At 50.1% G+C, this 21,940-nt stretch carries 19 protein-coding genes, 1 tRNA gene and 1 rRNA gene; 4 read left to right on the top strand and 17 right to left on the bottom strand.

What is annotated here, in order from left to right:
- The 12 genes from AC4EHB_RS16705 to tilS all read right to left on the bottom strand — a co-directional run.
- Positions 1-62, bottom strand: a 16S ribosomal RNA gene (locus tag AC4EHB_RS16705); the annotation flags it as partial.
- 380 nt (positions 63-442) lie between these two features.
- A complete protein-coding gene (gene lysS, locus AC4EHB_RS16710) occupies positions 443-1,927 on the bottom strand; it encodes a lysine--tRNA ligase (RefSeq protein ID WP_490976737.1) in 1,485 nt (494 codons plus the stop codon).
- A gap of 138 nt (positions 1,928-2,065) precedes the next feature.
- A complete protein-coding gene (folK, locus tag AC4EHB_RS16715; RefSeq protein ID WP_490982083.1) occupies positions 2,066-2,554 on the bottom strand; it encodes a 2-amino-4-hydroxy-6-hydroxymethyldihydropteridine diphosphokinase in 489 nt (162 codons plus the stop codon).
- Complete coding sequence (gene folB, locus AC4EHB_RS16720) at positions 2,551-2,916, bottom strand: dihydroneopterin aldolase (RefSeq protein ID WP_490976735.1); 366 nt, start codon at positions 2,914-2,916, stop codon at positions 2,551-2,553. The genes folK and folB overlap by 4 nt, the downstream gene beginning before the upstream one ends.
- Positions 2,916-3,722: a dihydropteroate synthase gene (gene folP / locus AC4EHB_RS16725; RefSeq protein WP_490982084.1), complete on the bottom strand. Its 807-nt coding sequence runs from the start codon at positions 3,720-3,722 to the stop codon at positions 2,916-2,918. The genes folB and folP overlap by 1 nt, the downstream gene beginning before the upstream one ends.
- 126 nt (positions 3,723-3,848) lie before the next feature.
- Positions 3,849-4,787 (bottom strand): cysteine synthase A, encoded by a 939-nt coding sequence (cysK, locus tag AC4EHB_RS16730; RefSeq protein ID WP_490976733.1) that lies wholly within the window; start codon positions 4,785-4,787, stop codon positions 3,849-3,851.
- Between the two features lie 129 nt (positions 4,788-4,916).
- Complete coding sequence (locus AC4EHB_RS16735) at positions 4,917-5,864, bottom strand: peptidyl-prolyl cis-trans isomerase (protein ID WP_490982085.1); 948 nt, start codon at positions 5,862-5,864, stop codon at positions 4,917-4,919.
- Positions 5,848-6,729 (bottom strand): Hsp33 family molecular chaperone HslO, encoded by an 882-nt coding sequence (hslO, locus tag AC4EHB_RS16740; protein ID WP_490982086.1) that lies wholly within the window; start codon positions 6,727-6,729, stop codon positions 5,848-5,850. The genes AC4EHB_RS16735 and hslO overlap by 17 nt, the downstream gene beginning before the upstream one ends.
- A gap of 1 nt (position 6,730) precedes the next feature.
- Positions 6,731-7,510: a type III pantothenate kinase gene (locus AC4EHB_RS16745; RefSeq protein ID WP_490982087.1), complete on the bottom strand. Its 780-nt coding sequence runs from the start codon at positions 7,508-7,510 to the stop codon at positions 6,731-6,733.
- A gap of 114 nt (positions 7,511-7,624) precedes the next feature.
- Positions 7,625-9,634, bottom strand: coding sequence for an ATP-dependent zinc metalloprotease FtsH (gene ftsH / locus AC4EHB_RS16750; protein WP_490976730.1), 2,010 nt, complete (start codon positions 9,632-9,634; stop codon positions 7,625-7,627).
- A 120-nt stretch (positions 9,635-9,754) separates the two neighbouring features.
- On the bottom strand, positions 9,755-10,306 hold the full coding sequence (gene hpt, locus AC4EHB_RS16755; protein ID WP_490976729.1) for a hypoxanthine phosphoribosyltransferase: 552 nt from the start codon (positions 10,304-10,306) through the stop codon (positions 9,755-9,757).
- Positions 10,307-10,320: 14 nt separating this feature from the next.
- On the bottom strand, positions 10,321-11,730 hold the full coding sequence (gene tilS, locus AC4EHB_RS16760) for a tRNA lysidine(34) synthetase TilS (RefSeq protein WP_490982088.1): 1,410 nt from the start codon (positions 11,728-11,730) through the stop codon (positions 10,321-10,323).
- Between the two features lie 122 nt (positions 11,731-11,852).
- Here tilS and AC4EHB_RS16765 point away from each other — a divergent pair.
- Positions 11,853-11,926, top strand: a tRNA-Met gene (locus AC4EHB_RS16765).
- A 166-nt stretch (positions 11,927-12,092) separates the two neighbouring features.
- On the opposite strand, the gene AC4EHB_RS16770 is transcribed toward AC4EHB_RS16765, so the two are convergent.
- Both AC4EHB_RS16770 and AC4EHB_RS16775 read right to left on the bottom strand, forming a co-directional pair.
- Positions 12,093-12,524 carry a S1 domain-containing RNA-binding protein gene (locus AC4EHB_RS16770; RefSeq protein WP_490976727.1) on the bottom strand — a complete coding sequence of 144 codons (432 nt, stop codon included), beginning with the start codon at positions 12,522-12,524 and terminating at the stop codon, positions 12,093-12,095.
- Between the two features lie 131 nt (positions 12,525-12,655).
- Entirely contained in the window at positions 12,656-13,078 is a 423-nt protein-coding gene (locus tag AC4EHB_RS16775; protein ID WP_490982089.1) for an FtsB family cell division protein, read from the bottom strand.
- 279 nt (positions 13,079-13,357) lie between these two features.
- On the opposite strand from AC4EHB_RS16775, the gene AC4EHB_RS16780 reads away from it, so the two are divergent.
- From AC4EHB_RS16780 to argF, 3 genes are read left to right on the top strand one after another with little or no spacing between them, the layout of a single operon-like run.
- Entirely contained in the window at positions 13,358-14,428 is a 1,071-nt protein-coding gene (locus AC4EHB_RS16780) for a carbamoyl phosphate synthase small subunit (RefSeq protein ID WP_490976725.1), read from the top strand.
- Positions 14,421-17,516 (top strand): carbamoyl-phosphate synthase (glutamine-hydrolyzing) large subunit, encoded by a 3,096-nt coding sequence (gene carB / locus AC4EHB_RS16785; RefSeq protein ID WP_490982090.1) that lies wholly within the window; start codon positions 14,421-14,423, stop codon positions 17,514-17,516. Before AC4EHB_RS16780 ends, carB begins: the two co-directional genes overlap by 8 nt.
- Positions 17,517-17,518: 2 nt before the next feature.
- Positions 17,519-18,463, top strand: a complete 945-nt coding sequence (gene argF / locus AC4EHB_RS16790; protein WP_490982100.1) for an ornithine carbamoyltransferase — start codon at positions 17,519-17,521, stop codon at positions 18,461-18,463.
- Positions 18,464-18,562: 99 nt separating this feature from the next.
- Here argF and AC4EHB_RS16795 read toward each other — a convergent pair whose 3' ends face one another.
- From AC4EHB_RS16795 to AC4EHB_RS16805, 3 genes are read right to left on the bottom strand one after another with little or no spacing between them, the layout of a single operon-like run.
- A complete protein-coding gene (locus tag AC4EHB_RS16795) occupies positions 18,563-18,853 on the bottom strand; it encodes an RNA-binding S4 domain-containing protein (RefSeq protein WP_490976723.1) in 291 nt (96 codons plus the stop codon).
- Positions 18,854-18,855: 2 nt separating this feature from the next.
- Positions 18,856-20,319: a bifunctional methyltransferase/pyrophosphohydrolase YabN gene (yabN, locus tag AC4EHB_RS16800; protein WP_490982091.1), complete on the bottom strand. Its 1,464-nt coding sequence runs from the start codon at positions 20,317-20,319 to the stop codon at positions 18,856-18,858.
- Between the two features lie 6 nt (positions 20,320-20,325).
- A complete protein-coding gene (locus tag AC4EHB_RS16805) occupies positions 20,326-21,918 on the bottom strand; it encodes a putative polysaccharide biosynthesis protein (RefSeq protein ID WP_490982092.1) in 1,593 nt (530 codons plus the stop codon).
- Positions 21,919-21,940 lie beyond the last annotated feature (22 nt).

Here is a 21,940-nt window from a genome sequence, read left to right on the forward strand (position 1 = left end):
ACTTGCATGTATTAGGCATGCCGCCAGCGTTCGTCCTGAGCCAGGATCAAACTCTCCATTATAGAGTAGTGTTGATTGCTCAATACTGCTGGCGTATCGCCGTCCGAAGACGCACGATTCGCTTTTGATCTGCGTGATGCTGATCAGTAGTTTGTGCGCGGGCCGTTTTGCGCGGCCGTTGCGTGTTGTTGACGTTTTGCTGTTCAGTTTTCAAGGTTCATGTTTGTGCCGCTTCAATTGGCGACTTTTCAATATTACCAGCTTCTTTTTTGGAAGTCAATAATAAGTTTCATATTTTCTTCGTGTGATTTAGATGCCAAAAACACGACATCAATTAATATATCACCCCTCTAGCCTTAGCGCAAGGCTTATTTGAAATAAAAAACCGATTCGAGAGTATTCCACTCGAACCGGTTGAGTAATTATTTCATTTCTATGCTTATCAGTCGCGCGAACGCATCTGAGGAAATAGTAGAACGTCTCTTATCGAAGCTGAATTAGTCAACAGCATAACTAGACGGTCAATCCCAATTCCAAGACCTCCCGTAGGCGGCATGCCGTATTCCAGCGCTTCGATGAAATCATCATCCATTTCATGCGCTTCGTCGTTGCCTGCTTCCTTTTCAATCAACTGAGCTTCAAAACGCTCGCGTTGATCGATTGGATCATTCAATTCTGTAAAGGCATTTGCATGTTCTCTGCGAACAATAAACAATTCGAAGCGATCTGTAAAACGCCCGTCTTCCGGATTCTTTTTAGCCAGTGGAGAGATCTCCACTGGATGGCCATAAACGAAAGTAGGCTGAACCAACTCTTCCTCTACACGCTGCTCGAAAAACTCATTCAAGATATGGCCTACTTCCATAGTAGGTTTAACTTCAATGTTATGTTCTTTCGCTAAAGCATGCGCTTCATCTTTCGTCATCTGCTCCCAGAAGTCTACTCCTGTATGTTCTTTCACGGCGTCAGCCATGTGCAGTCGTTTCCAGCCCGGTGCCAAGTTTATCTGGTCCTCCCCATACTGGACTGTAGTTGCACCTAATACATCCTGGGCGATATGCGCAATCAGATTTTCAGTCAATTCCATGACATCGTTATAGTCCGCATAAGCTTCATATAGTTCAAGCATCGTGAACTCAGGATTGTGCCGCGTTGAAACTCCTTCATTGCGGAATACCCGTCCTACTTCATAGACCTTTTCCAAACCGCCGACGATTAAACGCTTCAAATGCAGTTCGATGGCGATGCGGATAAACATCTGCATGTCGAGCGCATTATGGTGAGTGATGAATGGACGCGCGGTTGCTCCACCAGCAATAGAATGCAACATAGGCGTTTCCACTTCCAAGAAGCCTTGGTCATCCAGGTAACGGCGCATCGATTGAATGATCCGGCTTCGCAGAATAAATGTCTCTTTGCTTGTTTCGCTTGTAATCAAATCTAAATAACGCTGGCGGTAACGCTGCTCAATATCCTTAAGGCCATGAAATTTCTCAGGCAGCGGACGAAGGGCTTTCGTTAAGAAGAAGACTTCTTTCGCTTTAACAGAGAGTTCCCCAACATTCGTTTTGAAGATTGTCCCTCTTACTCCAAGGATATCGCCAAGATCAACTGTATTGAAAAATTCATACGCTTCGTCGCCGATTGCGTCTTTGCGGACATATATTTGGATTTGGCCTTTCAGATCCTGAAGATGCGCAAATCCAGCCTTGCCTTTTCCGCGCTTTGTCATAACGCGCCCTGCAATTATCACTTCATGTGGGTTTTCTTCAAGCTCCTCTTTTGAAAGCTCGCTGTATTCGTTAATGATTTCTTCTGACAGGTGAGTACGTTCAAAACGCGAACCAAAAGGGTCCATCCCGTTATCACGGAACGCTTGCATCTTTTGGCGCCTCACCAATACTTGGTCGTTAAGCTCTTCTGACATGTTCTACACTCCTTTATTTTCAACACCTTGATCATTCATGTATTTCTCTATTGTACACAATTTCCTCTGAGGCTACATAAAAAAAGCTGCCACAAAGTTGTGGCAGTTCTTATTTCCAGCTTAAACTGCACCGTTCGTCTAGGTTTTACCAATAAATTCTTTAAGTCCGCTATAGGTTTTCCATAATCTGACGTCTTGCTCAGGCGGCTCCGGCATTCCTTCAAGAGAAGGGTTCACTTCCAAAAGCGGGATTAGCACAAAAGCCCGTTCGTGCATCCGCGGATGCGGAACGACCAATCTCTCTGATGCAATTTTTTCTTGGTTATAGAGCAAAATGTCGAGATCTATAGTCCGCGGTCCCCATCTGACGACCCGCTTGCGCTGAAGCTGCTGTTCAACTTCCTGGCAGAAATCCAATAATTCCAGAGGCGACAGACCAGTCCTGACATGGACAACCATATTTAAAAACGAGTCTTGCGCTGTAAAGCCGACCGGTTCTGTTTCATATAAGGAAGAAATGGCCGCAATTTCTATCGCTGGATGTTCCATCAGCAAATGGACAGCCTGCTTCAGCATCTCCAATCGGTCTCCCATATTCGAGCCGAGCGACAGGTAGCTGTCGTTCATATGAATTCTCCTCGCGACAATTCAATCGCGACCGACCGGTAATGTCCAGGAATCGGCGGATCAGGTTTGACCATCTGGACTCGGATGCCTTTGACGAGCGGGAATTGCGATAAAATTCGGGAAGCGACTTCTTCCGCTACCGCTTCAACGAGCTTTTTCGGCGGTCCCTCAACAATCTCCCGGCATGCTTCGTAAACTTCGCCGTAATGGACAGTGTGTACAAGATCGTCCGTTTCACCAGCCATAGACAAATCGACCGCCAGCGATACTGTCAAACGAAAACGCTGGCCCAGTTTGGTTTCTTCTGGGAATACACCGTGATAGCCGTAAAACTCCATATCGTTCACATGAATGAAATCCATTATTCCGCCTCCTTGTATTTCGTTTTCCCCGTTAGTACATCCATCATGCGCACCGCACGGCTTGTTTCTATTACATCATGGACGCGGACAATCTGGCAGCCGCGGTCAACGCCGAAGCAGACAGTGGCAAGCGAACCTTCAAGCCGTTCATCCACAGGCAGCCCCAGCACTTTTCCAATCAGCGACTTGCGCGAAGTTCCAAGCAGCACCGGATAGCCGAGTGCCACAAACTCTTCCAAACGCTGCATCATTTCAATATTTTGCTCAGCTGTCTTGGCGAAGCCAATGCCTGGGTCGAGCCAAATCTGTTCCTTGCGGACGCCGGCATCAATCGCAATCTTGACGCTGTCGCTTATATCCTGCTGGACATCCGGCCAAAAATTCTTGTATGGCGTATCGTTACGGTTGTGCATTAAAATAATGGGCACATCCCATTTCGCGGCGACCGCTGCAATGGCGGGTTCATATTTCGCTCCCCAGATATCATTGATGATATCGGCACCCGCCTCGATAGCCGCTTCTGCCACTGCCGCTTTATATGTATCAATGGATATCAACACGTCAAATTCTTTTTTCAGCGCTTTGATGACAGGAACGACACGAGCGATTTCCGCATCATCGGAAATCATCGTATAGCCCGGCCGTGTGGATTCACCCCCTACATCAATAATATCCACTCCGTCTTCGATCATTTGGCGGGCCCGCGACTCTGCCTGTTCGACCGTCGTATATTTGCCGCCGTCGGAAAAAGAATCCGGCGTTACATTCAATATGCCCATCACCCATGTTTTACTGCTCAAATCCATCTATTACACTCCAGTTCTGTGCCGTATTATTGCCCGGGAAATATTCACTCTCTCCATCTTATCGCGAATAACGGCATTTTCGCCATAAAAAAAGAGCATGCATGTGCATACTCTTTTTGAAACGATTCAATTTTCTTCGAATTGGTAAAGTGGAGTGCTCAAATAACGTTCGCCGTTTGACGGAATGATCGCCAGCACTTTTTTGCCTTTGCCCAGCTTTTTGGCTACTTGCAATGCCGCGTAGATTGCTGCACCAGAGGAAACGCCTCCGAGGATGCCTTCTTCGCGTGCCGCTTTGCGGGCTGTTTCGTACGACTGGTCATTCGTCACTTGAATGATTTCATCGTAAATTTTCGTATTGAGGACTTCTGGCACAAATCCGGCGCCGATGCCCTGGATTTTATGAGGGCCCGGCTTGCCGCCTGATAATACAGGAGAGTCGGTCGGTTCCACTGCAACAATGTGAATGCCTGGGTAATGCTCTTTCAATACTTGGCCTGCTCCAGTGATGGTGCCCCCTGTACCGATTCCGGAAATGAACGCATCCAATTGGCCGCCCATCGATTCCACGATTTCCGGGCCAGTTGTCAGCCGGTGAACTTCCGGATTCGCTTCGTTCTTGAATTGCTGTGGCATGAACCAGCCATTTTCAGCTGCCAGTTTTTCAGCTGTTTTAATGGCGCCGTTCGGACCGTTCATACCATCAGGACCTGGAGTCAAAACCAATTCTGCACCATATGCGCGCAATAAGTTGCGACGCTCCATGCTCATCGTTTCTGGCATAACCAATACGGATTTATAGCCTTTGGCAGCCGCAATCATCGCCAAGCCAATTCCCGTATTGCCGCTTGTCGGTTCAATGATCGTATCGCCTTGCTTTAAGTCGCCTTCTTTTTCAGCAGCTTCAATCATTGCTAAAGCAATGCGGTCTTTCACGCTGCTGCCAGGGTTGAAGTATTCCAATTTCAAATAAACCTCTGCATCTTCAGGGCCAGTCAGGCGATTCAATCTGACAATTGGTGTTTGGCCAATCAATTCGGTAACGGAATTTCCTATACGCGCCATTTCTCAACACTCCTAATCCCTAGTAGTTTTGTAAGCATTAATCTTTCCTTATCGTATCAATGTTTCTCATTTTCTGTCAAATTGTATACACCAAAAAAAGGCATTCCTCATGAGAAATGCCTTTTTGTTTTATTGTCCGTAAAACCAGTGCGCGTCGAATTCTTTCCAAAAAGCTTCTGGAGTAACCGATTGCGGCAGCTGCTCAAGCGCGAGTTCGCGGCCAATATGGCCTTTGACTTCTTCGAAGGAGAACTTTCGGCCTTCCGCTTTATCGACCACTGCTACAATCGCTAGTCGACCGTCTTTCAATGCCAATGGCTCAGACCACTTGCCTGCACCTAAAGATTGAACCGCTTTTGCAACGGCCGGATCGACAGACGGCTGGTCCGGGGAAATGTAGCCGATGTCGCCACCTAAGCTAGCAGATGCGGTATCGACAGATTTTTCCCGGGCCAACGCTTCAAAGGAAGAACCGTTTTCAAGTTCTTTCAGCGCTGCTTCGGCCTCACTCGCTGACTCAACGACCATCATGCTTGTGCGATAACCGTCTTCGACGTCATAAAGCGCCTGATTTTCTTGATAAAACGCTTCGATTTTTTGGTCTTCAACCACAATATCTTTTGTCAGTACTTTTTCCAGAATCAATTGCGATTTCACTTGCTCGCGCAAGCTTGCCCCGTTTTCTGCATACAGCGCCATATCAGAGCCGTCTTGCGCCGTGCGAAGCATCGCCAGTTCGAGATCGATTTCTTTATCGCTGACTTCTATATTGTATTCTTCCGCTGCAGTAGCCATGACTTTTTGATTGACCAACCCGAGCAGGGTATCGCGGCCATGCTGCTCTTCCATTGCCGCCATCCATTCCTGGCGCGTAATCGGATCTCCTTGGACAGCGGCGACTTCTTCACTGCTGCCTCCTCCGTCCGGAATCAGCCAAGCAATAAACCACAGCAGATTTCCGACAAACAACAATAATAACAGGACCAACAGCGGACCCGTCTTCAATCTTCTTCTCGGCGGACGCCCTGCAGTCGCCGGTGATGCGGCAGGACGTTGCGGATTACGCATGTAGCTCATCGATCAGCGCTTCCAATTCCGCTTTAGAATAATGGTATTTTTCCAAACAGAAATGGCATTGCGTTTCAGCCATCCCTTGCTCTTCGATCATTTCACGGATTTCTTTTTCACCGAGTCCCAAGATTCCTTCTGCAAAACGTTCTTTAGAGCAATTACATTCAAATTTTACCGGCATTTTATCCAAAATCTGTACATTTCCTTCTCCAAGCACTTCTTCCAAAATTTCTTCCGGCGTCAAACCGCGCTGAATCATCGTGGAAACGGGTTCGATATGAGCCAATCTTTTTTCGATCGCTGTGATTGTTTCGTCGTCCGTATCGGGCATCAACTGGATGATGAACCCGCCTGCAGCAAGAATGGAGTTGTCGGTATCCACTAAGACGCCTAAGCCGACCGATGACGGCACCTGCTCAGAAATCGCGAAATAATAAGTCAGGTCTTCAGCGATTTCCCCGGAGACGATTGGCGTCTGGCCCGTGAAATTCTCTTTCATACCGAGATCTTTGACGATTGACAGCATGCCATCGGTGCCAACCGCTCCTTTGACGTCAAGCTTGCCTTTCACTGACGAATCGATTTGGGTCTGTGGATTCGTTACGTATCCACGCACCTTGCCATCAGCATCGCTGTCGACCAAGATGGCACCGATCGGGCCTCCCCCTTGAATTTTCAATGTTACTTTGTCATCGCCTTTCAGCATGGCGCCAAGCATGACACCCGCCGTCATGGCGCGCCCTAATGCAGCAGACGCTGTCGGCCAAGTCTGATGGCGGCGCTGCGCTTCCCCTACAGTTTCTGTCGCATCAGCGGCAAACGCCCGAACGCTGCCGTTAAAGCCCAGTCCGCGCACTAAATAATCTCCCATGTCAATCGTTCCCTTCCAACGCCTGATTGCGTTTATAAATTAAATAAAGGCCCTTCAATGTCAAAAACGGATCCACCTTGTCGATCATAGACGATTCTGCCGCAATCAGCGAAGCCATGCCTCCTGTCGCGATGACAGCCGGCTTTTGTTTGCTCTGCGCTTTCATGCGAGCAATGATGCCTTCCGCTTGCCCGACATAGCCGTAGACGATACCGGCCTGCATAGCTGATACGGTGTTTTTTCCTACGACGTTTGCTGGACGCGAAATCTCGATGCGCGGCAGTTTCGATGCTCGGTTATACAACGCTTCAGTGGAGATGCCAATGCCCGGCGCAATCGCTCCGCCCATGTATTGCTGGCGTTCGTCAATATAACAATATGTAGTCGCCGTTCCGAAATCGACAATGATTAGTGGAGTTCCGTATTCATGGATGGCCGCGACCGCATTGACAATCCGGTCCGCTCCGACTTCCCGCGGGTTATCATACTTGATGTTGAGACCGGTTTTTACGCCCGGCCCGACAACCATCGGCTTGATGTGAAAATACTTCTGGCACATCCGCTCCAGCGAAAACATGATTGGCGGCACGACAGAAGACATGATAATGCCGCCGATCGCTTCAAATTCGAGACCGGCGTCATTCAACAGCATTTTGATTTGCATGCCGTATTCATCTTCCGTTTTGTGGCGATCCGTTTCAAGCCGCCAATGATGCAGCAGCTGCTCCCCGTAGACACCCAAAACAATATTCGTGTTTCCGACATCCATTACTAAAATCATATTTGAGCCCTCACTTATCAACGATTTTCCAACACATCATACCATATTTTCAGAGAAATAAAAAAACCGATCGGCCGTTCCCAAAAAGGAAAGGTCGATCGGTCTTAACAAGTCTTATTTGCGGTCTTCCTGAATCGGTCCTACGGCTTCACCGGATCTGCCTTCTTTCGGCAAATCGCCAGCTGAAGGATCACTCGGAGCACCCGTTGCTTCCCCTGCTTCATCGTCTTTCGACAAATCGACAGCATCTTTTTCGAAATTGCCATTCAATGCTTCGTAAGAACGTTCCGGAAGCGTCCCATGATCTTTCAAGTGAAGGATTTGGCCCGCATCCAGCGTTTCCACTTCAAGCAAAGTATTCGCAATCAACGATAGAAGATCTTTCTTTTCAGTAAGGATCTCTTTCGTGCGCAAGTACTGCTCTTTGATGATGCGCTGGATTTCCTGATCGATTTCAAACGCGATGGCATCTGAATAATTCTGGTCTGAGTTGAAATCGCGCCCAAGGAAGACATTCCCGCCTTGTGCCTGGCCGAATTGGATCGGCCCGATCTTATCGCTCATTCCGTATTCAGTGACCATGCTTCTCGCAATGGCCGTCGCACGCTGGAAGTCATTATGCGCCCCGGTCGAAACTTCACCGAAACTCAAATCTTCTGCCACACGCCCGCCGAGCAAGCCGGAAATCTTATCAAGCAATTCCGGTTTCGTCATGAAGTAGCGATCTTCTTTCGGAAGCATGACAGCATAGCCGCCAGCTTGTCCGCGAGGGACGATCGTCACTTTATGGACGGTTTCCGCATCATCAAGCACCAATCCGACAACCGTATGGCCGGCTTCATGGAATGCCACGATATTGCGCTCTTTTTTCGAAATGACGCGATTCTTTTTAGCTGGTCCCGCAATGACGCGGTCCGTTGCTTCATCAATATCGGACATGTCGATTTTGAGTTTATTGCGGCGAGCCGCCACCAGGGCTGCTTCGTTCAATAAATTCTCCAAATCCGCTCCTGAGAATCCAGGGGTGCGCTGGGCGACCGCTTTAAGGTCGACCGTCGCTTCAAGCGGTTTGTTGCGTGCATGGACTTTCAAGACTTCTTCGCGTCCTTTAACGTCCGGACGGCCAACTGTAATCTGGCGATCGAAACGGCCTGGGCGAAGAAGTGCCGGATCCAAGATATCCGGACGGTTTGTAGCTGCGATAATGATGACGCCTTCGTTTGCGCCAAAGCCATCCATTTCTACAAGCAATTGGTTCAATGTCTGTTCACGCTCATCGTGTCCGCCGCCTAGGCCTGCGCCACGCTGGCGTCCAACCGCATCAATCTCATCAATAAAGATGATACACGGTGAATTTTTCTTCGCATTTTCGAAAAGGTCACGGACACGGGAAGCCCCGACGCCGACGAACATTTCAACGAAATCCGAACCACTGATTGAGAAGAAGGGAACGCCCGCTTCTCCAGCAACCGCACGGGCCAAAAGTGTTTTACCGGTACCCGGAGGTCCGACAAGCAAAATCCCTTTTGGAATGCGCGCGCCGATATCAGCGAAACGGCGAGGATCTTTCAAGAAGTCGACAACTTCCACAAGTTCCTGTTTCTCTTCATCTGCTCCAGCAACGTCATTAAAGCGGACTTTATGTTTCTGATCATCATACAGCTTCGCTTTGCTTTTACCGAAGTTCATCACACGGCCGCCTCCGCCACCTTGTGATTGGTTAAGCAAGAAGAAGAAGAGGATGAAGATGATGATGAATGGAATGATGCCTGTGAAGAATTGAACCCATCCGCTTGTCTGCGGGGCTTTCAAAAAATCAACTTCGGCACCCTCAGATGTAGCAATTTCATCAATCTGTGTAATTAATGCTTCGTTTTCCACTGGAATATTGGTGACGAATGTTTCCTCGTCGCCATAACCATCCAATTTCCCTGTCACTTCGTAAACATTTGCGTCAGGCTGGATGGTAATTTCTTCGATCGTCCCGCCTTGGACAGCTTCCAAGAATTCATTGTATCCTATTTCGTTAGTCGGTTGGTTACTGTTATTGAACGTCCCCAAAATACCGATAATAACTAGGAAGATCAGTAGATAAAATATGGTGTACCGAAATATTCGATTCATCCCAAGCCTCCTCATAAAGTTTCCAAAAACTATACTAAATACTACCATACGAGCATTTCCGCTTACAACGAAAAGCCCTTAGCTTTGCGGGTGAATCCGTATTGTGTGAACTTCCTTTGACTATTCTTGATCTCCGCTGTAAACAGCAGGTTTCAAGACGCCAATATATGGAAGATTACGGTATTTTTCCGCATAGTCCAAACCATAGCCCACAACGAACGCATCCGGAACTTCAAATCCGATATAATCGGCTTTCAAATCCACTTTACGGCCAGATGGCTTATCCAACAGCGTGACAATTTTGATCGAGTTCGCTTTACGGTATTTGAATAAATCCACTAAATAGCTGAGCGTTAAACCACTGTCGATGATGTCTTCGATGATCAATAGATCGCGGCCTTCAACGCTGGCGTTCAAATCTTTGATGATTTTCACTTCGCCTGAAGAAACAGTCGCATTGCCGTAGCTTGAAACGTCCATGAAGTCCATTTCCACATAACCGTCGATGCGTTTCATCAAATCGCCCATGAATGGCATCGCACCTTTTAGTACTCCGATTGCCAATGGGTATTTATCCTGATAGTCGCGCGTAAGGATTGCTCCAAGCTCCCGCGCTTTCTCTTGCAAACTTTCTTCCGTGATCAATATTTCTTCAATGTCTTTTTGTAGCATGGTGGGCCTCCTAGTTAATCCGCTTTTTGCGTTTTCTCGTGGTGCTCTATCAATACCCAGTCGTCGCCAGCACGCGGTTCGCGGCTGAAAAGACTGGAGGGGCGCAGTCCTGGAATCAGCAATACCTCATCTTTTTCCGTTGCAATGACCGGCCAATTCTCTCTTTCACAAACAGGGACTTTCTCATCAATCATCAAGCGCGCCACTTTTTTCGGCTGCTGCATGCCCGCAAGTTTGATCCGGTCTCCCGGTTTGCGGTTTCTGATGAACATCCCGTCGTGTTTAGATGCGGCGAAATACCAAAATACAGCATTCTCTTCTTTTTCAACCTGCAGCAAAGGGACACTTTTATAACGAAATCCTTTCACTTCCTCAGACCAGTCACCTGTAATGGGCATTGCATCTTTTGCAGTTGCCGGATGGACCGGCTGTCGGCTAAAGAACACCGCGTCGTATTGGCGTGTCATCATATAATTATGCGGCAAATGCAGAAAAACAGTGCCGGCTGAACCTTGCATGGCGTTTTGCACCTGTTCGGCCAATTGTTTTGTTATCGACACTTGCTGCCCATTATATAGATAGTTTAATAGTATTAGAACCATTCTTTTTTGTAAAGCAAGTGCTCCGCTTCTGAAACTTTCAGCCGACAGGCACAGCCGGCCCTCTGTCCAATGAACCAGTCCAAGCACTTTTTCATGAGCCAACCCTTCCAGAAAGCGCTGGTCTTCCTGGATTGTTTCAGCGAGTTCGACGAAATGCGCCGAAACGGACGGCTCCTCTTTTTTCAGCAAAGGGACGATCGCTTCACGGACGCGGTTGCGGGTGTAAAAAGGTTCCGCGTTGCTGGAATCTTCCCGGTGGACAATGCCGTGGCGCCGGGCATAATCCACAATCTCATCTTTCGTCACCGCAAACTGTGGTCGTATGAGCTCCCCTTCGCCGAACGGACGGCGCAAAGGCATGCCGAACAGGCCGGATTGCAACGACCCTCTCATGCCGGCCATCAGCACCGTCTCCAGCTGGTCATCGGCGTGGTGGGCAGTTGCAAACTTCTCCGCCTCCTCGGTTGCCATCACATCTTTGAAATAAGCGTAGCGTTCATCGCGGCACACCTGCTGTTTATTACCGCCTGACGTTTCCAAAATCGCCGGGATTGGTATGGATCGGCTGAAACAAGCGACTTCCCAATGCCGGCATGTTTCTTCAGTGAAGCTGCGGTCCCTGCAGGATTCCTCGCCGCGCAGCATATGGTCAACGTGCACGGCCGACACCGTAATCCCGAAAGCGCGCTCGTTCATTTTCAAGAAATGCACCAGCACGAGCGAATCAATGCCGCCGGAACAGCCAACGAGGATCCGGTCTCCCGGTGTCAGCAACCGGTGTTTTTTGATATAGGCTGCCATTTTCTTTTCGTACGTTTCCATGCGCTCACCTCTCCCGGGCCATTTTTGCATCTATATAAAAAGAAAGCCCTGAAACTTTTTTCCAAATCTAATTGACACTCCGCCGTTTAGATAGTATGATTTGAAATGTTCGTTTGAACAAAGGCGGCGTAGCTCAGCTGGCTAGAGCGTACGGTTCATACCCGTGAGGTCGGGGGTTCGATCCCCTCTGCCGCCATCATCGTTGTTAAAAGCAGCATCCTGACAAAGGATGCTGCTTTTTTTGTGTTCAGTTGCACTTTGCACCTTATAAAAAAAACGCTCCCCTCGAAGGAGAAGCGTTTCGATATGAATTGTTAAGCTGTCATGAAGCATTTTCCTATGCTATTAAAACAGCTAGCAAGTTAGCCTCTTTTTGCACCGCGGCCGCCGCGCTTGGATTCTGTAGCGCGTTTCAATGAAGTTGCGTTTTCTTCACTTTCCTTCAAGAACTTCGCCATTTTCGTCTCGAAGTTTTCTTTTGGTGCGCGTTCAAACGAACGGTTATTGCTCGGACGTGGACGCTGCGGGCGTTCCGGACGCACTGGTGCGCCTTCTGGCTGTGGTTTCGCTTTGCGGATGGACAGACCGATTTTGCCGTCTGCTTCCACATTCATCACTTTGACTTCCACCATTTCGCCGACTTTAAGATGATCGTTAATATCTTTGACGTAATTGTCTGCGACTTCACTGATATGCACGAGGCCTGTTGCACCAGTTGGTAACTGAACGAATGCTCCGAAATTTGTGATACCTGTTACTTTACCTTCTAACTTGCTGCCTACTTCAATCGACATAAAAAAAATGCTCCTCCTTAAAAATTAAGATGACCGCCATACGGGGCCAAAAAACTCTTTTATGTGGGACGTTGCCCGAATTTTAGTATAACACTTTTTATTATAACCAGCAAAAAAAGAGTGTCAACTGACTACTCTTCTTTATCTTCATCTTCTTCATTTTTATTGTCCGCATTTGGTATTGTGAAAATGATATCGCCTTCATTCGATAGGAAGTATTCCTTGCGTGCCAATTTGTCTATGTACTCGTCATCGTTCAACAGCATGATCTGTTCTTCGAGCTGCGCTTGTTCTTTTTCGACTTCCTCAAGCTCCGCCAGCGTTTCAGCGCGCTGCATTTCTTTCTCTGCAATGCTCTGCGACTGCGCATAAATCGTGGTCCCAATCCAGATGGTGGCCAGCAATACGAGCACCCCGAATACCGAGAGCCTTCTGAAAAGGCGGACTTTATGCGCCTGCTGGCGTTTTTCCTGCCGTTCAACGGAGCGGACATAGTCATTTCGAATTGAAGCGACTTCCGGACTGCCTGCGTTCTTCTTCGTCTTCAAAGCCATGACTTCTCCTCCTCCTACTCACTTTGATGCCATTATACACGATATTGGGAAATTTTATAAGATTTTTTTGCATTTCCTGCCGTTTTTACAGCATTTTCACTACTTTGTTCGAAAACAGCTGAAAATTTATTAATAAAAATACTATTGACTTAATTTTTATGCAGTCTATAATATTAGTAACTCTTAACAAAGGCTAATTTACTAGTATTTATTTAAAATTTACTTTTTTCGAGTTAATAAATATACATTATTAGTGAATAAACGATAGGAGGCGAAATTATGGCAGGATTGTTGTCACTTGCAAACGGCACAGACTTTTCAGGGCATTGGCATGGTGATGCCGGGCACGTACAAGGGGAAATCGTCTTTTTTACCGGAATGACTGGATACGAGGAAGTATTGACGGATCCTTCCTATAAAGGGCAAGTCATCGTGTTTTCTTATCCATTGATCGGCCAGTACGGCGTCCAGGCGGCGCATATCCAATCGGAAAAAATCCAAGCCGCAGGAATTATCGTAGCCGAGCTTTACGACGGGCCTGTCGAAAAAGGGGCGATGCCGCTTGCGGAATTCGCCCGGAAAGCGCAGGTGCCGATACTCAGCGGAGCCGATACTCGCTCTATCATCCAAGCGGTGCGCGAATCGGGGACGATGCAATCGCATTTGGCTTCCGCTTTCGCAGGGACAGACGAATGGCAGCCAGTGCAAACCGATTTTTTTGCGGTATCGGACAGCTCCACTGAAGTGGTCGAGTTTGGCGAAGGCCCCCTTCACATCGGCTTGATCGACTTCCATTATAAATCGTCAATCTTAACGGAATTGCTGCAGCACAATTGCAAAGTCAGCGTTATTCCACATACCTTGCCGACTGAGAGGCTGGATGGACTCGGGCTTGACGGCCTGCTGTTTTCAAACGGCCCTGGCGATCCGGCTGCGCTGGCCCCGCTGTTTCCGGTCTACCGGGACTGGGCAGAACGCTATCCGACATTTGGCATCTGCCTCGGCCATCAGGTCCTAGCTTCCAGTTTCGGTGCCAAGACTGCTAAATTGCCATTCGGCCACCGCGGTGCAAATCATCCCGTCATCAACGTGAAAACGCAGCACGTATCGATGAGCTCACAGAATCACAGCTACGTGGTTGAAGACGCGAGCATCCGCGAAACGCCATTATCTATTCTCTATAAAAACGTCAACGATGGCAGCATCGAAGGGCTGTTCCATGAAGAGCTGCCGCTCCTGACGGTCCAATTCCATCCGGAAGCGGCTCCCGGCCCCGCTGACCATCTGGCGTTGTTCAGCCACTTCTTATCCACAGCCCAACAGAAAAAGAAGGTGAAAATGCATGCCTAAGCAGCACCACATAAAAAAAGTATTGGTAATCGGCTCAGGAGCGATTGTCATCGGCCAAGCCGCAGAATTCGATTATTCCGGCACCCAGGCATGCCTGGCCCTCAAAGAGGAAGGCATCGAAGTGATCCTCATCAACAATAATCCGGCCACTATCATGACAGACAAGAGCATGTCGGACAAAGTTTATTTTGAACCACTGACACCCCAGAGCGTCACTGCCATCATCGCCAAAGAACGCCCGGACGGTTTATTGGCGACAGTCGGCGGACAAACCGGATTGAACTTGGCGATGGCATTATCAGATGCCGGCGTCCTCGCAGAGTATGGCGTACGCCTGCTTGGCACCAATATCGGATCGATCAAACAAGCCGAGGACCGTGAACAATTTCGCGCATTGATGCACAAGCTCCATGAACCTGTGCCGCAGAGCGCCATCGTCTACTCGACCGACAGCGCCCTTCATTTCGCCGAACAAACCGGCTATCCGCTCATCGTCCGTCCCGCTTATACATTAGGCGGCTTTGGCGGAGGCATCGCACAGGATGAAGCGGCTTACATCCCGCTCGTCCAGCAAGGGCTGAGCGCGAGCCCGATCAAACAATGCCTCGTGGAAAAAAGTATCGCGGGCTATAAGGAAATCGAATACGAAGTCATGCGTGATGCTGCCGGAACGTGTATCACCATCTGCAATATGGAAAACATGGACCCGGTTGGCGTCCATACTGGCGATTCCATCGTAGTGGCGCCGAGCCAAACGATGAATGACCGCGAATACCATTTGCTGCGCACCGCATCCATCCATATTATCGAGGCACTCGGCATTATCGGCGCCTGCAACGTGCAATTTGCGCTCCACCCGGAAAACTCCACGTATTACTTGATTGAAGTAAATCCGCGGGTCAGCCGTTCGTCTGCACTGGCATCAAAAGCGACCGGCTATCCGATCGCCAAAATCGCCGCCAAGCTGGCACTCGGCTATTTGCTCTCGGAATTGAAGAATCCGGTGACCGGCACGACGTTCGCCAGCTTCGAGCCTGCGCTCGATTACGCCGTCGTCAAAATTCCGCGCTGGCCATTCGACCAGTTCCAGGATGCCGACCGTTCACTTGGCACCCAGATGAAAGCGACAGGCGAAGTCATGGCGATCGAACGCAGCATGGAAGCCGCATTCCAAAAAGCGATGCGCTCGCTTGACCTTCCGCTCGACGGCTTCCGCTTGCCAGCTTTGGCAGAAATGCCGACAGCCCACTTGGAAGAGCTCGCCGCCGCGCCAGATGACCGCCGCTTGTTCGTGCTGTTCGAATTGCTGGTGCGCAATAAAAGCATGGCCCACCTCCACGAACTGACGGCGATCTCGCCTTATTTCCTCCATGTGCTGAAACGCATCGTCGATGAATGGCGTACACTTCAATTGCTGTCATGGAACGATATGACCTACCAGCGTCTGCTGCAAGCGAAATCACTCGGCTTCAGCGACCGGCAGCTCGCCGATTTATGGGACATCTCCCCTTCTGAAATCTGGGGGCAGCGCAAAAGTTGGGACATGTCGCCCGCTTACCGCGTCATCGATACGTGCGCAGCGGAATTCCGCTCGCAGACGAATTATTTTTATTCCACTTGGAACGGTTCTTCCGACGAGCGTTCAGCCAATCCGAAAAAAGTGGCAGTTATCGGCTCTGGCCCTATCCGCATCGGCCAAGGCATCGAGTTCGATTATTGCTGCGTCCACAGCGTTGTGGCTTTGCAGCAACTCGGCTATGAAGCGGTAATGATCAACAACAACCCGGAAACGGTCAGTACGGATTACGAAATCGCCGATGCGCTGTATTTCGAACCAATGGCAGCGGAAGACATCCTGAATGTCCTCGACTTTGAAGGCATCACTAACGTCATTGTCCAGTTCGGCGGGCAGACTTCATTGAATGTCGCGGCCGAATTGGAACAAGCGGGCATCACCGTGCTCGGTTCAACCGTCGATCTGCTGGACCAGATGGAAGACCGCGACCGGTTTTATGCGTTTCTCGAGTCGATCGGGCTTCCGGCTATCCCCAGCTACACGGCCGCAACCCCTGAGCAAGTCCCGCAATTCGCTAAAAAGCTCGGCTACCCGGTCCTCCTTCGACCGTCTTATGTCATCGGTGGCAAAGGGATGAACGTTTTGCATAATGAAACCGAGCTTGCGCAATGGCTGGCACAGACAAAAGCTGTGTTCCCGGTATTGGTCGACCATTTCATCACCGGCAAAGAAGTCGAAGCCGACATCTTGACGGACGGCGAAAACGTCTGGGTATCCGCCATCTTTGAACACATCGAAGGCACCGGCGTCCATTCCGGCGACAGCATTTCCATCACGCCGCCGATCACGCTGTCTGCGCACGAACTTGAAGAGATTTCAAGCACTGCGAAGCACATTGCTGCCAATATGGCGTATAAAGGATTGTTCAACATCCAGTTCGTCTATGAACAAGGCCGTTTGTTCGTCATGGAAATCAACCCGCGGGCATCGCGCACAGCACCGATCAGCTCCAAAGTAACCGGTGTTCCCCTAGTGAAGCATGCCACTGCCCTCATGCTCGGCATTCCATACGCAGAACTGGGAATCGAGGAGGACTTTAACGGCCAGCCGGAATATACGGTAAAAGCACCGGTGTTCTCCCATATCAAGCTGCCTGGCCTGTCGCCGGTATTGTCGCCTGAAATGATGTCGACCGGCGAGGTCATCGGCCAAAGCCCAGATGCCACCGTTGCGATGCACAAAGCGCTGGTTGGCGCTTCGCAGCAATTGGCGGACTTAGACGGCGGCGGCACGATTTTCATCACCGATGCATCGTTGCCATTGATCGACTTGGATTTTTGGCTGAAGCACGGCTTCGCCTTCCATACAGAAGAGTCGCTGCCATTCGAAAAATGGCTGGCGACGGATAATAAAAAAGCCTATATCGACCTGACACTGGAACCCGACAAAGCACAGGCGGCCCAAGCAGCCCTCCGCCGCCTTCACGTCTGGACGCGCCGCGAAACCATTGCTGCGTTCCAAGAAGCTGTGAAACTCATCAACGGACCTACGAAAGGAGTGCTTGCGAAATGACGATGACATTGACGTCCGCTACACAACTGACCCAGAATCATTTATTGTCGCTGAAAGATTACAGCACCGAAGAAATCTTGGAGTTGCTGGCGCTTGCGGCGGATTTAAAAAAGCCTGAAAACAAACACCTGCCCTTGCTGCAAGGCAAAGTGCTCGGAATGATTTTCGAGAAATCATCGACGCGCACGCGCGTATCCTTCGAGGCGGGCATGCTGCAGCTCGGCGGGCACGCAATGCACCTGAGCACACGCGACATCCAGATGGGCCGCGGCGAAACCATCGCTGACACAGCTCAAGTCCTATCCGGCTACTTGGACGGCATCATGATCCGCACATTCCACCAGGCGACGGTCGAGGAATTTGCCGCCAATAGCAAAGTGCCGGTCATCAACGGTTTAACGGATGATTTCCATCCATGCCAGGTGCTCGCCGACCTGTTAACGGTCCAGGAACATTTCGGCGTTCTTGCCGGCAAGAAAATGGCCTATATCGGCGACGCCAACAATATGTCGAATTCATTGATGATCGGCGCAGCGAAAGTCGGCATGGACATCACCATCGCTTCTCCTGCCGCCTATGCACCGAAACCGGACATGGTAGCATTGGCGCAAAGCATCGCGCTGGAAACCGGCGCCAACATTCACGTAACGACAGACCCCGTTGAAGCAGTAACCGGCTGCGACATCATCTATACGGATGTCTGGGCCAGCATGGGCCAAGAAGCGGAAGCGCTTGAACGCATGGAGCATTTCAAGCATTTCCAGGTCAACGAAGAACTGGTCCAACATGCCAACAGCCATTACATCTTCATGCATTGTCTCCCGGCCCATCGTGAAGAAGAAGTCACCACTGCCATTCTTGAGGGGCCGAACTCGGTAGTGTTCCAAGAGGCGGAAAACCGCCTGCATACACAAAAGGCGTTGCTTGTTGCGCTTATGGGCAAGTGATTGCTTCACCATACGCATTCATTGATTCCTCCAATAGAAAAAGCTGCACCGGAGCAATAGGCTCTGGTGCAGCTTTTTCATGTGTTGCGCTTTTAACTCTTACGCTTCGTCATCGATAAACTGGGGTTCGACTTTATCCAGCTTTTCTTCTTTTAAGATCGTATACATATTCGCCGTTTCATCTTTTTTGGCGTTTTCTTTGATTTGGTCGACGCGCACAGTGACCACTTTTTGGCCAAAGCGGATTTGCAGTTCATCGCTTTCTTTGATGACGGAGCTCGCTTTGGCTTTCGATCCGTTAACAGTGATGCGACCTTGGTCGGCCACCTCTTTCGCCAGCGTGCGGCGCTTGATCAAACGTGAGACTTTCAAAAATTTATCGAGGCGCATAGTCAGTCTTCCCTTCTTGCCAATGCTTTGGCTTCGTTCCAAAATTGATCGAGCTGCTCGAGCGTGTAGTCGCTGAATTTTCCGGTTCCTTCCGTAACGCGTTTTTCAACGTGCCCGAAGCGCTTGCGGAATTTGCTATTGGCCTGGATCATCGCCTGTTCCGGAGACAAGCCATAAAAGCGCGCGATGTTGACCAATGTAAACAGCAAGTCACCCAATTCATCGAGTTGGCGCTCTTTTGTCCCTTTCGCCGCTTCTTGCTGGAATTCCTGCCATTCTTCATTGAATTTATTCCACGCACCGTCTGCATCGGGCCAGGTAAAGCCGGCTTCCGCCGCTTTTTTCTGGTAATTGTATGAGGTTTCCAAGGCTGAACTGAAACGCTGCTGGCCATCCAAAAGCGATGCCGTTGCCGGCTTTTCCTGTGCCTTAATGCTTTCCCAGTTCGCGACCACATCATCCGCACCGCCGACTTTTACGTCGCCGAAAACATGCGGGTGACGGCGGATCATCTTGCTGCTGATCGACGCCAGGACATCTTCAAGCTGGAAATAACCGTTGTCTTGTCCGATTTGCGCGTGCAGAAAAACTTGCAGCAGAACGTCGCCGAGTTCTTCAGCAATCGCTTCATCGTCTTGTTCATCGATCGCCTGCAGCAATTCGTGCGCCTCTTCCAATAAATACGGCCGCAGCGACTCATGCGTCTGCTCACGATCCCACGGACAGCCATCGGGACCACGCAATGTGGCGATAATTGCCCGGAATGTCTGCCATTCCTTGATGCGGTCCAACTGCGCTTCTACCGGCGGCACGTAGATCGTCGTCAAGTTGTTCACTTCCGTCGAACGATCAAGTTCATACAGCGCGACCGTCTTCAACACTTCATCCGCTGAACCCGCTGCAGTGACGATGGTCACCGGATAATCTTCCGGGTATTTCTCCATCAGCGCGAGCTTCACTTCTGAAGCGCTGAAGGAATCGTAGACTTGGGCGATCAGCACATGCTGCGCCATATTGACGTCATCACTGTGCATCGCTGTGCCGTCCAGCAATTGAAAGCCTTCGATCGGATCGATGCGCAATGCCCCAAATATGGCGTCGAGGAAACTTTGCCCTCCTTCGATTGACAAGCGGCAGCGCCCTTCTTTTTCTGCTGTGATCAAATGCTGCACTGTCTGCTCCGCAACGAGCGGGTGGCCAGGGACTGCATACATGACCGTCCCTTGCTGCGCGAGCGCGATGAGCGTATCGGCAATTTCTTGATAAACCGGCTCAAACGCATCATGCTTTTCGTAGACCTCGTCAAACGATGTCCAACTGACGCCTTCTTGCGCTAATTCGCCCAAGACAGGATGGTCCGCAGTCCGTACATATAATTCCGTTGCTTGCTTTAATTTTTTATAAACGCCGAATGGCAGCTGGTCCAAATCTCCAGCGCCGAGGCCGATTACATGTATGGTGTTCATTTGTCATCACCTTTTCTGTTTTCTGATCAGTAACTGGAGCCCCGCTATTTTACGGCCGAATGGCATGATGTACCATTGCTTTTCCGTGATGATGCGGCTTTTCGCAATCAACGCCATGAATACGGCTGCACCGAGGGCCACTGCTGTCAATGCCGTACAAAGCGCTTGCATGCGGCTGGAAAAAGCATCAAACAGAACCATGTCCGCAAACAAAGCCCAGCCTGTGACAATCACTCCCATCGCAGCTGAAGCCAGAAAAATCCAGCCGTAATAGCGGCGCGGCGCAAAACGGATCGGCCAGACCCGCTTAAAATACCAGAACAAGCCTGCAACAATTGCCGCTAAGCCGATATTACCCGCCAGCGCTGCACCGGACACTCCCCATAACGGCACCAGCAAGGCGTTGCCAATAACTTTCACCGCCAGGCCACCTGCCAATAGCAGGGCCGGCACTTTCACTTTACCGAGTCCATGCAGCATGGCGGCAATGACGAGGATGAGCGACATCCAGACGATTTGCCAGCTGAAAACAATCAATGCCGCCGAGCCGTCACGCGTCTGAAACAGCATTTCATTAACATAAGGCATAACAAATGCCAAGCCTGCCGCTGAGGCCACCGCAAACAGAAACGAAATGCGGAATGCGAGCTGCGCATAGACTTCCGCCGAACGGCCGCCTTGCTTTTTCGCCATATGGGCGACGAGCGGCACGATTGCGAGCGCCAGCGACGACGCAATCAGCAAGCCGAATTGGACGAGCGGCTGGCCGCGGTCGTAAACCCCTTTTTGTTCCATCGCCGCCATGCGCCCCATGCCGTTTTCCGTCAACAAACGGAATACCATAAATGAATCCGCGAGCTGAAAAAACAATAAAATCAGTGAACTCATGCTGACACTGAGCGATACAGCCACTAAAGCTTTGATGATCGGCCATTTTTTTAAAGCGGACGCCCGCGGGAAAGGAATGAGCCTTTTTCTGAAAAAGACGGCCAGCAAGAGTGCACCGGCAATACCGCCGGCTGCCGCTCCGAACATTGCTGTCTGGCCGGCGACATACAGCGAAAAGCCGTTTGCGACTACAATCCATGTACCGATCAGAATCACCGACACACGGGCCGCCTGTTCCGCCACTTGCGCATAGGCGACTGGCGCCATGTCGTTGCGCGACTGGAAGAGCCCCTTCAGCACGGCGAGCACAGGCATCAGCAGCACGGCGAAAGCACCAGCTTCCAGAAGCGGTGCAAGCAAGGGATCGCCCATCCAGTCTGCCAAGCGGCCAGCGCCGAAATACAGCCCTCCGAACACCAGGATCGAAACGGCCGCGATAAAGCCGAACGCGATGCGTAAAATCCCGCCTTGGTCGCCGTCAGATGCATCTGCCAGCACTTTCGACACCGCGACAGCAAAACCGTACGATGTCCAAGCCGCGAAAATTCCGATGAACGGATACACTTGCTGATAAATATAGAAGCCTTGATCGCCGACCATGTTCTGGAACGGCACCCGGTAGACCGCACTGAGCAACTTAACGACGAAGCCCGCTAGCGTCAGCAGCACAGCGCCTTTCATGAATGTTTTCATCGTTCCTTCATTGTTCAACGGGCTCCACCCATTTCTTCGT

It is taken from the genome of Planococcus sp. TJ-302, from assembly GCF_058268455.1.

Bases quoted from the DNA above. Each gene is read 5' to 3' on its own strand.
- lysS (WP_490976737.1), bottom strand. From the start codon at position 1,927: ATGTCAGAAGAGCTTAACGACCAAGTATTGGTGAGGCGCCAAAAGATG.
- folK (WP_490982083.1), bottom strand. From the start codon at position 2,554: ATGAACGACAGCTACCTGTCGCTCGGCTCGAATATGGGAGACCGATTG.
- folB (WP_490976735.1), bottom strand. From the start codon at position 2,916: ATGGATTTCATTCATGTGAACGATATGGAGTTTTACGGCTATCACGGT.
- folP (WP_490982084.1), bottom strand. From the start codon at position 3,722: ATGGATTTGAGCAGTAAAACATGGGTGATGGGCATATTGAATGTAACG.
- cysK (WP_490976733.1), bottom strand. From the start codon at position 4,787: ATGGCGCGTATAGGAAATTCCGTTACCGAATTGATTGGCCAAACACCA.
- AC4EHB_RS16735 (WP_490982085.1), bottom strand. From the start codon at position 5,864: ATGAGCTACATGCGTAATCCGCAACGTCCTGCCGCATCACCGGCGACT.
- hslO (WP_490982086.1), bottom strand. From the start codon at position 6,729: ATGGGAGATTATTTAGTGCGCGGACTGGGCTTTAACGGCAGCGTTCGG.
- AC4EHB_RS16745 (WP_490982087.1), bottom strand. From the start codon at position 7,510: ATGATTTTAGTAATGGATGTCGGAAACACGAATATTGTTTTGGGTGTC.
- ftsH (WP_490976730.1), bottom strand. From the start codon at position 9,634: ATGAATCGAATATTTCGGTACACCATATTTTATCTACTGATCTTCCTA.
- hpt (WP_490976729.1), bottom strand. From the start codon at position 10,306: ATGCTACAAAAAGACATTGAAGAAATATTGATCACGGAAGAAAGTTTG.
- tilS (WP_490982088.1), bottom strand. From the start codon at position 11,730: ATGGAAACGTACGAAAAGAAAATGGCAGCCTATATCAAAAAACACCGG.
- AC4EHB_RS16770 (WP_490976727.1), bottom strand. From the start codon at position 12,524: ATGTCGATTGAAGTAGGCAGCAAGTTAGAAGGTAAAGTAACAGGTATC.
- AC4EHB_RS16775 (WP_490982089.1), bottom strand. From the start codon at position 13,078: ATGGCTTTGAAGACGAAGAAGAACGCAGGCAGTCCGGAAGTCGCTTCA.
- AC4EHB_RS16780 (WP_490976725.1), top strand. From the start codon at position 13,358: ATGGCAGGATTGTTGTCACTTGCAAACGGCACAGACTTTTCAGGGCAT.
- carB (WP_490982090.1), top strand. From the start codon at position 14,421: ATGCCTAAGCAGCACCACATAAAAAAAGTATTGGTAATCGGCTCAGGA.
- argF (WP_490982100.1), top strand. From the start codon at position 17,519: ATGACATTGACGTCCGCTACACAACTGACCCAGAATCATTTATTGTCG.
- AC4EHB_RS16795 (WP_490976723.1), bottom strand. From the start codon at position 18,853: ATGCGCCTCGATAAATTTTTGAAAGTCTCACGTTTGATCAAGCGCCGC.
- yabN (WP_490982091.1), bottom strand. From the start codon at position 20,319: ATGAACACCATACATGTAATCGGCCTCGGCGCTGGAGATTTGGACCAG.